Raw genomic sequence first — 14,003 nt, 5'->3', positions numbered from 1 at the left:
CTATTATGCAAAAAGAAAATCAAAAAACACAACAAGAAGTAATGCCTTCCGTGGCGAGCTTCCTTTCAGACATTTGGTTTGAGGGAGAATTTCAAAATCAGCCTTTGTATCTGCAGGAAATTTTCGAGCTTATACTTGAGACAGAAAGCGGTAATAATCTCGATTTAAGGCTCAAAATGTTAAGCTGTCTCAGAACAAGCCGGAATCTGGCAAAGACTTTGTCGCCGTTTTCAAATACAGAAATTGTAAATGCGTGCAACACTATAGCGGTTGCAAAACTCAACCAATAAAATCCAAACCCCGCAAATACCAATTTGCGGGGTATTTTTTCCGCTTCAGTTTAACCTTAAGTTGAATTTTAGATAATTAAATTTTAACACTAAAAAGATTTCAATTTAAGAAAAAATAATTTTATAATTTATTACTTTACGCTTTCGATAAAATAAGAGTTGAAGAATATTTAGTTTAGTATATATAATGAAAAAAAGTCTCAAATACATTGATGGAAATTCGGATAAATTCTGGGAGATAAATGTTACAGGATCTGAGTTTAAGGTTACTTACGGCAAAAACGGAACTTCGGGAACGTCGCAAACCAAGAGTTTTGCAACAGACGAAGAATGTTTGCGAACGGCCGAAAAACTCGTCAATGAAAAACTCAAAAAAGGATATTCTGACAGTGGGGAAGTTGCTTTGGCGCCAAAACCTAAAACAGCAAAAGGAATTAGTGCGGCAGCAATTTTAGAAGAATATGACAACATTATAAAATCTAAAAATATAGATTTGGTTTTGCCATTTTTACAGGAAAATTCCAAAGGAAATATTGAAGCATTTAAAAAGCAAATCAAAAAAAACAAAAAATTCTGGACACAATACATTGATTTGTCTAAAGAACCGGAATTTCTTAGAAATAACAAAACAGGCAATAACTGGGGTTCTAACTGGGGAACGCGGGGGGACCAGACGCAAAGGGAAATTATTACCTTAAGTGCGATCGCACTATTTGATAAAGCCGACATTAGTTCCTGGGATGAAGTCTTGCAATTGCTTAACGAAGTAGACCAGAAACAACATGTAATGGATGTTTTGTTGTGGGCAAAACCAAACTGGCTGGAAAGTTTTATTTTAGAGAAAGTAAGAAGGCAGGATTGGATGAGTTTTAATTATCATATTCTGCGTTTGTTTGAAGAAAAAGGTTTGATGCGGTTTAATCCCGAATTATATGCGGTATGTCTGGCGGCGACAAACGAGTGGCGTACCAAATCGAAAACCAGAGTTTTTATTGCCAGTGTTTTAGAAGATCAGACAACCTGGGAAAGAGATGTTCCGGAGTTGTTTAATTACGAAACCGTGCTTCATAGTACGTATTTTAGGGACAATGAAAGCCAAAAATATGACGAGTTCCTTACCTGGGGAATTATTTTTAAATTTTTGATAGACGAGAAAAAAATGGATCGATCGTTTTTTATCGAAAATGCGATTCAGATCCAGACCAAAGAATGGAACAATAATCTAAAGTCTTTCTTTAGAAAAAGAATGGAGGAATTTGGGGCAACAGAAGATGAATTGGTTGTATATCAGGAAAATATATTTTCGTTTTTGCACAATGCGTATCCGCCAATTACCAGTTACGGAATTGATCTGATTAAAAAGATTTACACGCATCCGAAATTTAAAACCAAATCTTTTTTAGAATGGCTGGAGCCTTTAATGATGCGCAGCGATTGCAAAGCAACGATTAAAAGTGTTTTGCCGGTTTTAGAAAAAATGAGCAAAGGAAATCCGAAACTCAATAATACAATTGCATCGTTAATCGCTGATGTTTTTGTAATCTCTGATTTGACTTTGCAGGAACGTACCTCAAAATTGATTTTGAAATTGGGTTCTGTAAAAGACAAAAAGCTTAAGGAAAAATTGTCTTCGTATGTGACTTTGATGCAGGGCAATATAAAATCGGGACTGAATCGGTTTTTGGATGAAGATTCTCTGACAATTGATGATTCCGGTTTTGAAGAATATCAATTTGAACCTAAAAAAGAATTGTTATTGAGCGAAGAAGTAATATTGCCAAAAGACTGGAATGATATCGTTTTTCAATTCGGGAATTTTATAAGTTCTGAAGAAGCTTTGGATAGTGAAATTCTAATAAATACTTTTATTCAGCAACGAGATTTATTTCCATCAGGATATACCGCACAATTACAGCCTTACGAAAAACAACTGCAAAAACTTTATTTCGAAAGTGTACATAAAGATTTTATGAAATCATTTTTGCTGAGGAAAATTCAAAACATCAATAGTGAATTTGATGGCAGACTGAAACATTATTCCAAAATAAACACCCTAACTTTAATTCTGCCTTTGTTAGTAAAAGCACAACAAAAAATCGAATCCAATTCTGTTTTGCCATTGCTTTCTTTTCCGAGTCATAAACCGTATTGGGTTGCACCAAAAGTTTTACTTGAAAGAGTGATTGCGTATCAAAAAACAAATGAAGAAATTGATTATTCAGATTTAGCGATTGCAATTGCCAGAATGCCAAGAGAGAATGTAGAAGAAGTCATTTCGTTACTGGATGAGGTAAAAGGGGAGTTAAAAGGTTTATTATCATTTTGTTTGGGTGTAGAGGAAAAACTGACAATAGATAACACTTCCTTGATTTCTAAAGTTTTGGCGACTTTTGGCAAAACAACAAAAGAAACCGGAAACCTTTCTTTGTGGGCAGTGGCAGCGCGAACTTTTTATCCAGATCAGATTTTTACAGATTTTGAAAGAACGTATATAAAAGAAGTTCCGTTTGTGGTTGCACCATTTGAACCGAAATTTTCTTTTAAAGAACAATGGAACGAGTGGAGAAATTATCAAACCAAAGAAAAAGAAAGATCTCCGTCGTGGTACGAGCTTCGATTTGATTTTCCAATTCATGCCAAAACGCCAAATTATTTGCTCTATAGTCTGGATATTTACACGAGATCTAATAGTTGGGATTATAATTTAAATTACGCCGGAAATACTTTTTACTGGCACAGTATAACGCCGCAAAACTCAGATGCTTTGGCGGTAACTTTATTGAACAACTGCAGAATTGCAGATGGTGCTAAACCGGAATTAAGAGGTTTTCTGGAAGTGACCAGCAGACCGGAATTTAGATTTTCAGAGATTTCGATCTTTTTATTTGCTACCTGTTTATTTCAGGAGAAAAAAGAACTTCGATTGCTGGCATCAGAAACTCTAATTAATCTGATTGAAAAACAAAGTATAGATTTGGAGAAATTTGGAGAAAAAGCCGCTTTTCTGGCTTCCGGTAAATATGGAGCATTCTCCAGATTGACCGACGGAATCATTGCTCTAAAAGATATTTCGCCTTTGCATAATAGTGCATTGCTTCAATTTTTTAATTCTTTTTTTGGCAATCTGGAAGTAAAAGATAAACTGCCAACAAATTTCAAAAAAATGGTTGAAAATTATGTCGATGTTTTGATAAAAACCAATCAGAAACCATCGGCTAAAACTATTGCTTTTTTTGACCAATGGAAAGATAATGCTTCGCTTAAATCATTAATTAAGCAAATTTTAAAATAAAGAAAATGACAGATTTAGAATATAATTATAAAGGAATTTCGACTTACAGCAAAGCAAAGGGAATTAATAATCTGGTTTTGGCGCATCAGACGGAAATTGAAGAAGTCAATAATATTCCGTGTTTTTTCTGGGGAAGTTTAACGGATCCGTATGTTACCGCAAAATGCTGGAGTACAATTGCAAAAGTCGTGCGTTCGAGTTTTGGACCGATTCCGCCCAGTCTTCGCGATCCAATTGTGTCTGCAGGTTCGGAGAGATTGCGTTTTGAGGGATTTTCTTCCTGTAATGGCGTTTATGTCAGACTGGATATGAAGCCGGAAGCGATTGACGGCGAATTTATAGCCAATGGAACTACAAATGTCGATTTTAATGATCCGATGCTAAATGCTTTAAACGCTATTCAGAAGAATGAAAAGGTTACACTTGCTGTTGGTCAGCAGGATGTTCAGGTCATTACAAGTAAAGCAAAAGTGGTCGAGAAAAAAGTAACGCTTCCGCCTAGATGGATAAAAGGCTTAACGAGTGTTCAGCTTTATCTTGCCGATATGGATTTGAAATTCGAACTTAATAAAATTCAGACCGTTCAATTGTTTCAAAGTCTGCCTAAAGGAAATGTAAAAGGCGATTTTTTTATTACCAAAAGAGCCGGGAAATTTATGTTTTCAACGTTAACATCGAGCGACAGTGTAAGAATTGGCGGGGTGCAAAGATTGAGACTTCTGGAAGGAATTCTTTCTATTGTAGATAAAATCTTTGTGTATGAATCGTCAGACAAACAAACTTGCGCAATAGTTTGTGAGTTTGGAAAAATGCAATTATTAATGGCTTTTTCTCCAGATTCTTACCGGGGATTTTCAGGCGAAGGAAATGTACTGGAAACCATGACTGAAAATCTGCCTATGGAATGGGTTTACGGTTTAAATAATTTATTAAAATCAAACGAAATGTTTGATCCGACAATGCTTTCGATAGAAAATGATATCGATTTTAGAACAATGGATAATCTAACTTCCAATTTATCCTCTATGGGATTATTAGGTTTTGATTTAAGCGAAAAAGCGCATTTCTACAGACGTCTTCCGTTTAAAACCGAAAGGATTTTGTCTTTAAATCCGCGTTTAAAAAATGCGAAGAAATTAATTAACAATGAAGAAGTTGAAATCGTAGAACGAAAAGCCAATTATATAGAAGCGAAAGTAAAAGGTTCGGGCGTTTTACACAAAGTGATTATTGATCAAAATTCTCAAAAATGTACGTGCGACTGGTTTACCGCTTATCAGGGAAAACGTGGAATTTGCAAGCATATTTTGGCGGTAAAGATGACTATTTCATAGATTTTAAATGTTTTATTTTTAACTTTTTTAACATAAAATGTTAAATTAAGAAATAATTAGCTACATTTGTACATCAATAAAAGAAAAGAAAATGCGTACTAGTTTAATAAAAACAGTAAATAATGATTGTCCGGCAGAATTTGCCCTGACAAAAAGTTATAGGCGTATGTATTTTTTTCAAGAGAAAAGCAAGTTGTAATTTCGAATCGAGATAAATATAGAAAGCGTCCTTTTATTAAGGGCGCTTTTTTTGTTTTAAAGCAATTTGCAGTTTGTAAATGATTAAAATAAAATATAAGAATTAACTTAAAAAATAAAATGTAATAATAATAAAATTGATGAATAAATATTCGAAAATTAAAGCCAATACCGAAAATTAATTTTGGAAAGTAATTGGATGAAGGACAATAACTTGATAAAAAAAAGAGAGCTGCACCAGTTTGCGGACAGGAATTTCTTTGACTTTATTTTTAGGGTTAACTAATTGTATGTCAATAAAATATGTTAAAATAAATTTGGAGAATTGATTTTTTCGATAGTATATTTGCCAAACAAATCTGAATAAAATAACGTCAGATTAAATGAATTAAAATTATAAAAATGAATTTCAGTTTAAAAAGTAAAATAGAATTGGTATTAGCAGGGTCAGCCTTTGGATTTATAATAAAGCAGGTGCATCATCATGAGCAATAAGATACGTATGTATATATCTTATAATTTTTGTGAGCGCCTTTAATCGGGTGCTTTTTTTATGTCCTTTTGCCAGGCAGGCAACAGAAACAAGTTTAAAATTAAAAAAATAAAAATGAATCCAAAAATAGCCATTAAGACAGATCATCATTTTGATCAAACAGATACAGGTCGCTTTAGTGTATTCCTGATCTATTCTGATGAAGAAACAGATTCGCAAGCCATCAGACTATGGAATGCTGAGGTATTTTTTTGGGAAAAAGTAATATCGTATTTATGATATTGCGTTGATAATATAAAGATGCAGATAAGTCTTTATTGTTATTGGTTTCCCTGAATTACAAAGTGTTCCTGAGATTCCAATAACCTTAAAAATAAATTATCATGCACAACAATACAATAAAAAATTATAAAAAAGCAATTCTTAATAAGTACAAAATCGCAAAAGAAGGCGAATACTTCGATTACCTATACAAACCGTCTCGTGGAAAATTACGTGATTTCTGTTGGATGATTTTCGAAGAAAACCCAACGCCGGACGATTTGAACGTCTTTAAAAACATGTTCTCCATGGATTTTGATCCTGTCAAAAAGAACAAGTTTAAGGAGAAAAAAGATAAGTTCAGACCTATCGAAACGTTCTTTAAAGGAGAAACCGACCTAACCAATATGGACGCCATAAATATGGCAGCGATTTTGGTCGATTTTCAACCGCGTCCGTTCAGAAAGTTTAGACTGGAAGAAACAATGCAAATTGAAAGCAGCAATAAAGTTAAAGCTGAAAAAACGGGTATCAGGAAAGAAAGCAAGAAAACAAAAAAAGAAAAGTCGAGAAAGGAGGCGAAGAATATAAGTCTTTTTGCAAACTTTAAAAATATGTTTTCGAGAAAAATAATCGAGATGTCAAGCAGCTAGCATGATCTGGCCAATTGAAGCGGGACCTTCTTAAACTAAGAAGACTGCCAGCAGATAGGCTGGCAGTTTAAAAATAATTATTAAAAACAAAAAATGAAAACTACAGATAAAATTATTATCATAGATTTAGAAGCCACATGTTGGCAGGGCGAAGTTCCGAAAGGCCAGCAAAATGAGATTATCGAAATTGGCTTAGCGGTTTTGGATTCGCACACAGGTGAAATTACCCAAAACAAAGGTATTCTCATAAAACCGCAGCGTTCAACAGTGAGTCCGTTTTGCACAGAACTAACCACCATTACCCAAGATTTACTGGATCAAAATGGTGTCAGTTTTGAAGAAGCTATCAATCAGCTAACAGACGAATACAATCCAGATTTGTATACCTGGGCCAGTTACGGTCAGTACGACTTGAATATGCTTCTGAAACAATGTAAATCGTTCGAAATTACATACCCGATGGGAGCTGAACATATTAATGTAAAAACATGGTTTGCAGAGAAATTTGGTTTGCAGAAACCTACGGGAATGAATGGTGCCTTAGCTTTATTGAATATTCCTTTGGAAGGAACGCATCACCGAGGAATTGATGATGCCAAAAATATCGCTAAGATTTTGAATTGGTGTTTACGCAATTAAAAAAAGGGCTGTCTAAATTTTAGACAGCCGTTTTACTTTTGGTTATATTATTTTGATTAATTATTATTTCCGTAGATTTTTGCGTAAAGATCTTTATAGATTTCTTTAATGATTTTACGTTTTAATTTTAGAGTAGGTGTCAGTTGACCGCCGTCAATAGACCATACATCCGGAGTTAGCTCAAAACGTTTGATTTGTTCCCAGTGTCCGAATTTTTTGTTTATTTCTTCCACTTCAGTATCAATGCGTTTCACCACCTCAGGATTTGCAGCAATTTCAGCATTTGTGCTTCCTAAAGTTATTTTATGGATTTTGGCCCATTCTTTTACAAATTCAAAATTAGGCTGTATAAAAGCCGACGGCATTTTTTCGCCTTCACCCACAACCATGATCTGCTCAATAAAACGGGATTGTTTCATAGCATTTTCAATTAATTGTGGTGCAATATATTTTCCGCCAGAAGTTTTGAACATCTCTTTCTTACGATCGGTTATTTTTAAGAAACCTTCGCTGTCAATTTCTCCTATATCGCCCGTATGGAAGTAGCCGTCTTTTAAGGCTTCGGCAGTTTTTTCTTCGTCTTTATAATAGCCCAGCATTACATTTGGACCTTTACATAAAATCTCTCCGTCTTCGGCAATTTTTACTTCCACATTACGGATTACTTTTCCAACAGTTCCAATTTTGAAACCTTTATTTCTCTGGTCGTTTACCGCAATTACCGGTGAAGTTTCAGACAATCCGTAACCTTCCATAACCGGAATTTCTGCCGCTGCAAAAACTCGTGTTAATCTTGGCTGTAGTGCTGCACTTCCTGAAACCATTAAATCTAAGTTTCCGCCCAGACCTTCTTTCCATTTGCTAAATATAAGTTTACGCGCAATTTTTAACTGAAACTCATACCAGAATCCGTTTGCTCCATAAGGTTCGTATTTTAAACCCAGATCGATAGCCCAGAAAAACAGTTTTTTCTTTATTCCGGTAAGTTCTCCACCTTTAGCATATATTTTATCGTAAACTTTTTCTAAAAGTCTTGGAACTGCCGTGATTACAGTAGGACGAACTTCTTTTAAATTGTCACTTATTTTCTCGATAGATTCTCCGAAATAAACCGAAACACCATAATATTGGTAGATGTACAAAATCATTCTTTCGAAAATATGGCAAATAGGAAGAAAGCTCAATGCAGTACTTTTTCCGGCATCGAAGGGAATTCTTGGTGCGCTGTCCAATACATTAGAAACAATGTTTCTGTGCGATAACATAACACCTTTTGGTTTTCCGGTAGTTCCGGAAGTATAGATAATAGTGGCTAAATCATCTTCCTTAATACTTTCTTTTAAAGCTTCAACTTCAGACTGATTGCTTTCATCAGCTCCTAAAGTTAAAAGTTCAGACCAGTGTTTGCAGCCCTCAATTTCATTAAATGAATATACTTCTTTTAAAGTAGATACATTATCGCGTATGGCTTTTACTTTCTGATATACTTCATCATCCGAAACAAAACAGTAAATACTTCCGCTGTGATTTAAAATATATTCGTAATCTTCCTCTGCAATTGTGGGATAAATGGGAACGTTTTGAGCACCGGTTTGCAAAATACCGATATCCATGATATTCCACTCTGTACGATTATTAGAAGTGATTAGTGCAATTTTATCATTTTTTTGTACGCCCATGCGCAATAATGCCCGTGATACGGCATTTGCTTTTGCAATATATTCCTGGGTGGATGTTTTTTCCCAGGCTCCATTTTTTTTAGTTGCCAAAGCAACAGGGAGATTATAAGTTTCTAATTGATAATAAGGAAAATCAAAGAGGCGTGTGATTGAAACCATGTTTAATATATTGAATTTTACTGCAAATTAAATAAAAATTAGGAATGATTTTTAATTTTATAAAATTAAATGGCAAAATTTATGGGTACTATTAAAATTCAACGAAAACGTTTTCTTTTTTTTAGTAAATTTTATAAAATAGAGAGAAAAGTTTATTTTCTTTAATGCTTGGTCATGTCATTATAATCTTCGTAATCTTTTACGCGCTCTCCCATAATGTACATTTTCTTTTTATTGAAATGAATAGAAAGCTGCGTGTAATTCCATTCTTCCTGATTATCTTCCTTGTACCAAAAAGTATAAGAAGCACTGTTGAAACCTTCTTTAAATAAAGGAACGCCTTCTTCTGAACATTCAACTCCCCAACTTATATTTTTCTTTGATAAATCTTCAAACTGGAAAATTCCCTTTCCATTAGTATTTAATTGTACAACAGGCTCTTTTTTTCCTTCATACAAAAAAGTTCCGTCGACAGGATATCCAATTGTTGTGGTAATGTAGCGGTCGTGTCCTTTGTGTGTAATTTGTTCAACCTTAATTTGTGCATGTAATGGAATAGCAGTTAGAAATAAACTGAAGAAAAGTAATTTTAATTTCATTCTATGTAGGTTTAATGTTTTTGGGACTAAAAATCTTGTGGCGAATATAAATTAATTTTACTTCTCTAAAAGAATGAAAAATCCTTAGATCCTGATTTTTTTTAAACAAAATGCCAGATAAAAAAAGATAGTTTTCTTCCTTCAAAAAAGAGAAAAAAAAGTAATATGAATCAAATTAAAAAACCAGTAATTAAATGGGTCCGTTTCAGGCAGTTTTGGTCAAAAAAAAACGCCCGAATTATCGGGCGTTTTGTGTATTAAAAACATATTTTTAGTTTTTCTCAATCCATTTTCTGGCGTTTACAAAAGCTTCATGCCAAGGCGAAACCTCGTCATTTCTGTCTTTTGGATAATGTGCCCAGTTCCACGAAAAAGTAGAACGTTCAATATGAGGCATCATCACCAAATGTCTTCCGGTTTTGTCACACATCATGGCTGTGTTATAATCAGAACCATTCGGATTTGCCGGATAACCTTCATAAGCATATTTAGAAACAATATTATAGTTTTCTTCTGCTAAAGGCAAATTGAATTTTCCTTCTCCATGAGAAACCCAAACTCCTAAAGTGCTTCCGGCCAATGTAGAAAGCATTACAGAATTATTCTCCTGAACTTTTACAGAAGTAAAAATACTTTCGTGTTTCTGACTTTGATTGTGAAGCATTTTTCCGTGAACTTCATGCTCCGGATTAATAACTTCCAGTTCCATAAACAATTGGCATCCGTTACAGATTCCGACAGATAATGTGTCTTCTCTTTTAAAGAAATTAGCTAAAGCTGTTTTTGCTTTTTCATTGTATAAAAATGCTCCTGCCCAGCCTTTAGCAGAACCTAAAACATCTGAGTTAGAGAATCCGCCAACTGCTCCGATGAACTGAATATCTTCTAAAGTTTCACGACCTGAAATTAAATCGGTCATGTGAACGTCTTTTACATCAAAACCGGCTAAGTACATTGCATTTGCCATTTCGCGCTCAGAATTACTTCCTTTCTCGCGGATAATTGCTGCTTTTGGTCGTGGCTTAGAATTGTCAATTTCTGGTTTTTTTCCTGTGAAATGTGCAGGGAAAGTATACTGTAAAACCTGATTTTTATAGTTTTCAAAACGTGCCTGAGCTCTTCCGTTTTTAGATTGTTTTTGGTCTAATAAGTATGAAGTTTCAAACCAAATATCTCTGTAAGTTGGAATGTTTAGAGTCCATAGTCCTAAGTCCAAAGTTTCGTTAGTTGTAACTGAACCTAATTTAAAGAATTCAACATTATTTGATTTTAATTTCGCTTCAACAGCTGAATCTGATTTTGCCTGAAATACGATTCCGATGTTTTCTGCGAAAAGGATTTTTAATAAGTCTTTTTCATTAAACGCAGAAAAATCAATTTTTGCTCCCAAATTCACATCAGCAAAACACATTTCAAGTAAAGTTGTGATCAAACCACCGCTTCCGATATCGTGTCCGGCTAAAATCTGACTTTCGCCGATTAATTCCTGAATCGTGTTAAAAGCATTTTTGAAGAACTTCGCATCTTTTATAGTAGAAGTTTCGTTTCCGATTGTATTTCTAATTTGTGCAAAAGAAGAACCTCCAAGTTTGAAATTATCCTGAGACAAATTGATATAATAAATAGATTCTCCGTTTTTTTGTAAAACAGGTTCAACTACTTTTCTAATGTCTGTACAATTTCCTCCCGCAGAAATAATAACCGTTCCCGGCGCAATTACTTCATCGTTTGGATATTTTTGTTTCATCGAAAGTGAATCTTTTCCTGTTGGAATATTGATTCCTAATTCGATAGCAAATTCAGAACAGCCTTCAACAGCCGCGTACAAACGAGCGTCTTCACCTTCATTTTTACAAGCCCACATCCAGTTTGCAGAAAGAGAAATCCCTTTCATTCCGTCTTTAATCGGAGCCCAGATAATGTTTGATAAAGATTCACCAATGGCATTTCTGGATCCGGCAACCGGGTCAATCAAAGCCGCAATAGGAGCATGCCCGATAGAAGTTGCAATTCCTTCTTTTCCTAAATAATCCAAAGCCATTACACCTACATTGTTCAAAGGCAATTGTAACGGACCAGCACATTGTTGTTTTGCTACTTTTCCGCCCACACAACGGTCAACTTTATTGGTTAACCAGTCTTTAGATGCAACTGCCTCTAAACGTAAAACGTCTTTTAAATAACTTTCGAAATCATTTACAGAATACGAAACATCAGCATATTTTCTGTCGATCGTTTTATCGGTCATAACCGTTTTTGGAGAACTTCCGAAGAAATCTTCCAAAGCATAATCCATCGGTTTGGAACCGTTTGAATGCGATTGGAAAGTAAAACGGTGATCGCCTGTTACATCCCCAACCTGATACATTGGAGAACGCTCTCTATCAGCTATTCTTTGTAATGTTTCAATATCTTTTTGACCAATAACCAATCCCATTCTTTCCTGAGATTCGTTACCGATAATTTCTTTTGCAGAAAGTGTCGGGTCGCCAACTGGTAATTTATCCAAATCGATTAAACCTCCGGTTTCTTCCACTAATTCAGAAAGACAGTTTAGGTGTCCGCCAGCACCGTGATCGTGAATCGAAACAATAGGATTATTGTCGCTTTCTACCAAACCACGAATCGCGTTTGCAGCACGTTTTTGCATTTCCGGATTTGAACGCTGAATCGCATTTAACTCGATTCCTGAACCGAAAGCTCCTGTATCTGCAGACGAAACTGCAGCACCACCCATTCCGATTCTATAATTTTCTCCACCCAGAATTACGATTTTATCGCCTTCTTGTGGTTTCTTTTTGATTGACTGATCCAGTTTTCCATAACCAATTCCACCCGCCTGCATGATTACTTTATCATAACCAATTTTACGGTTGTTTTCTTCGTGTTCGAAAGTTAAAACAGAACCTGTAATTAACGGCTGGCCAAATTTATTTCCAAAATCAGAAGCTCCGTTTGAAGCTTTGATTAAAATATCCATTGGAGTCTGGTACAACCATTTTCTTTCTTCGACAGCATTTTCCCATTTTCTGTCACCCTGAGCGGAGTCGAAGGGCTGTGCTGAGTCGGACTTAAGACGAGAGTACGATGTCATGTAAACCGCAGTTCCAGCCAACGGCAAAGAACCTTGTCCTCCTGCTAAACGGTCACGAATTTCTCCTCCTGATCCTGTTGCAGCTCCGTTGAAAGGCTCTACAGTTGTTGGGAAATTGTGGGTTTCTGCTTTTAATGAAATAACAGAATCAAATTCTTTTACTTCGTAAAAATCGGGTTTGTCAGCCGATTTTGGTGCAAATTGCTGCACTTTCGGTCCTTTTACAAAAGCAACATTGTCTTTGTAAGCAGATACTATATCGTTAGGATTTTCCTGTGATGTTTTTTTGATTAATTTGAAAAGAGAAGTCTCTTTTTCTTCGCCATCAATAACAAAAGTTCCGTTGAAGATTTTGTGACGGCAGTGTTCTGAATTGGCCTGAGAGAAAGCAAAAATCTCAGAATCAGTTAGTTTTCTTCCTAGTTTTACAGCAAGATTGTTTAAGTAATCTACTTCTTCTTCGCTTAAAGCTAAACCTTCAACTTTATTATATGTAGCAATATCATCAATTTCCAGAATCGGTTCCGGCTGAATGTTGATCGTAAAAATTTCCTGATCTAATTCGTTGAATTTTTGAGAAAGCATCGGATCAAAATCATTGAAGTCTTCCGTTGCCGGATGAAATTCTTCGATTCTGATAATGCCCGGAATTCCCATGTTCTGAGTAATTTCTACGGCATTAGTACTCCAGGGTGTGATCATAGTGGCACGCGGACCAACAAAAAAACCCGGCAGTGCGGATTTATCGATCTTGTTTGCGTCGGCAAAAAGCCAGTTTAATTTTGAAATGTCTTGAGCTGAAATTTCGTTTTGCGTTTGTACGGCAAAAACAGTTTTGCTTTGGTTTTCAAAGAAATGGATCATTTTTGTGTGTAGTTTGTTGTATTGAGGTGCAAATTTAGTTTAAATAAATAGTAAGCGCAAATTTGGAAACCTTCTCTTTAAAAAAAAGTTGAAGATGCTTTTTTATTGCAGAATTATTTTTTTGTCGCGAAGGCTTTAAGACCCAAAGATTTTTTAATTCTGAATGAAGTAAAAGTTTTTATTTTTAATGGATTGTCGTGATTTTTGAATTATTCTCCTGACGCGAATTTATTAAAACTGTTTAATGTTAGCTCTCGCAGATTTTGCAGATTTTGCGGATTTTTTTCATTTTGAGATGAGTTAAAAGGTTTTGTTTCACGCAGATTTTCTGAGATTTAGGCAGATTAATGGATTTTTATTAAAACAAAAAGCAGCACAAAATGCTGCTTTTCAATTTTTATAAATGTAATAAATTAACTGATCACGATTTTTTTAAAGAATGGAGTTG

The 14,003-nt window shown here is 34.9% G+C and carries 9 protein-coding genes; 6 read left to right on the top strand and 3 right to left on the bottom strand.

The window, feature by feature from the left end:
- Positions 1-5 precede the first annotated feature (5 nt).
- The 6 genes from ABEB31_RS02195 (at position 6) to ABEB31_RS02170 (ending at position 7,160) form a co-directional block, all read left to right on the top strand.
- Positions 6-290, top strand: a complete 285-nt coding sequence (locus tag ABEB31_RS02195) for a hypothetical protein (protein WP_347049707.1) — start codon at positions 6-8, stop codon at positions 288-290.
- A 187-nt stretch (positions 291-477) separates the two neighbouring features.
- Positions 478-3,582 (top strand): DUF6493 family protein, encoded by a 3,105-nt coding sequence (locus tag ABEB31_RS02190; RefSeq protein WP_347049706.1) that lies wholly within the window; start codon positions 478-480, stop codon positions 3,580-3,582.
- Positions 3,583-3,587: 5 nt separating this feature from the next.
- A complete protein-coding gene (locus ABEB31_RS02185; protein WP_347049705.1) occupies positions 3,588-4,916 on the top strand; it encodes an SWIM zinc finger family protein in 1,329 nt (442 codons plus the stop codon).
- An 805-nt stretch (positions 4,917-5,721) separates the two neighbouring features.
- Positions 5,722-5,886: a hypothetical protein gene (locus ABEB31_RS02180; RefSeq protein WP_347049704.1), complete on the top strand. Its 165-nt coding sequence runs from the start codon at positions 5,722-5,724 to the stop codon at positions 5,884-5,886.
- Between the two features lie 104 nt (positions 5,887-5,990).
- Complete coding sequence (locus ABEB31_RS02175; RefSeq protein WP_347049703.1) at positions 5,991-6,521, top strand: hypothetical protein; 531 nt, start codon at positions 5,991-5,993, stop codon at positions 6,519-6,521.
- A gap of 93 nt (positions 6,522-6,614) precedes the next feature.
- Complete coding sequence (locus ABEB31_RS02170; protein ID WP_347049702.1) at positions 6,615-7,160, top strand: 3'-5' exonuclease; 546 nt, start codon at positions 6,615-6,617, stop codon at positions 7,158-7,160.
- A 56-nt stretch (positions 7,161-7,216) separates the two neighbouring features.
- Here ABEB31_RS02170 and ABEB31_RS02165 read toward each other — a convergent pair whose 3' ends face one another.
- The 3 genes from ABEB31_RS02165 to purL form a co-directional block, all read right to left on the bottom strand.
- Positions 7,217-8,998: an AMP-dependent synthetase/ligase gene (locus ABEB31_RS02165; RefSeq protein WP_347049701.1), complete on the bottom strand. Its 1,782-nt coding sequence runs from the start codon at positions 8,996-8,998 to the stop codon at positions 7,217-7,219.
- A gap of 161 nt (positions 8,999-9,159) precedes the next feature.
- Positions 9,160-9,597 carry a hypothetical protein gene (locus ABEB31_RS02160; RefSeq protein WP_347049700.1) on the bottom strand — a complete coding sequence of 146 codons (438 nt, stop codon included), beginning with the start codon at positions 9,595-9,597 and terminating at the stop codon, positions 9,160-9,162.
- A gap of 271 nt (positions 9,598-9,868) precedes the next feature.
- Positions 9,869-13,555 (bottom strand): phosphoribosylformylglycinamidine synthase, encoded by a 3,687-nt coding sequence (purL, locus tag ABEB31_RS02155; RefSeq protein ID WP_347049699.1) that lies wholly within the window; start codon positions 13,553-13,555, stop codon positions 9,869-9,871.
- Positions 13,556-14,003: the final 448 nt, after the last annotated feature.

This window comes from Flavobacterium olei (assembly GCF_039749035.1).
Taxonomy (GTDB): domain Bacteria; phylum Bacteroidota; class Bacteroidia; order Flavobacteriales; family Flavobacteriaceae; genus Flavobacterium; species Flavobacterium olei.
This window is presented reverse-complemented; position numbering and strand designations above follow the sequence as displayed.

Bases quoted from the DNA above. Each gene is read 5' to 3' on its own strand.
- ABEB31_RS02195 (WP_347049707.1), top strand. From the start codon at position 6: ATGCAAAAAGAAAATCAAAAAACACAACAAGAAGTAATGCCTTCCGTG.
- ABEB31_RS02190 (WP_347049706.1), top strand. From the start codon at position 478: ATGAAAAAAAGTCTCAAATACATTGATGGAAATTCGGATAAATTCTGG.
- ABEB31_RS02185 (WP_347049705.1), top strand. From the start codon at position 3,588: ATGACAGATTTAGAATATAATTATAAAGGAATTTCGACTTACAGCAAA.
- ABEB31_RS02180 (WP_347049704.1), top strand. From the start codon at position 5,722: ATGAATCCAAAAATAGCCATTAAGACAGATCATCATTTTGATCAAACA.
- ABEB31_RS02175 (WP_347049703.1), top strand. From the start codon at position 5,991: ATGCACAACAATACAATAAAAAATTATAAAAAAGCAATTCTTAATAAG.
- ABEB31_RS02170 (WP_347049702.1), top strand. From the start codon at position 6,615: ATGAAAACTACAGATAAAATTATTATCATAGATTTAGAAGCCACATGT.
- ABEB31_RS02165 (WP_347049701.1), bottom strand. From the start codon at position 8,998: ATGGTTTCAATCACACGCCTCTTTGATTTTCCTTATTATCAATTAGAA.
- ABEB31_RS02160 (WP_347049700.1), bottom strand. From the start codon at position 9,597: ATGAAATTAAAATTACTTTTCTTCAGTTTATTTCTAACTGCTATTCCA.
- purL (WP_347049699.1), bottom strand. From the start codon at position 13,555: ATGATCCATTTCTTTGAAAACCAAAGCAAAACTGTTTTTGCCGTACAA.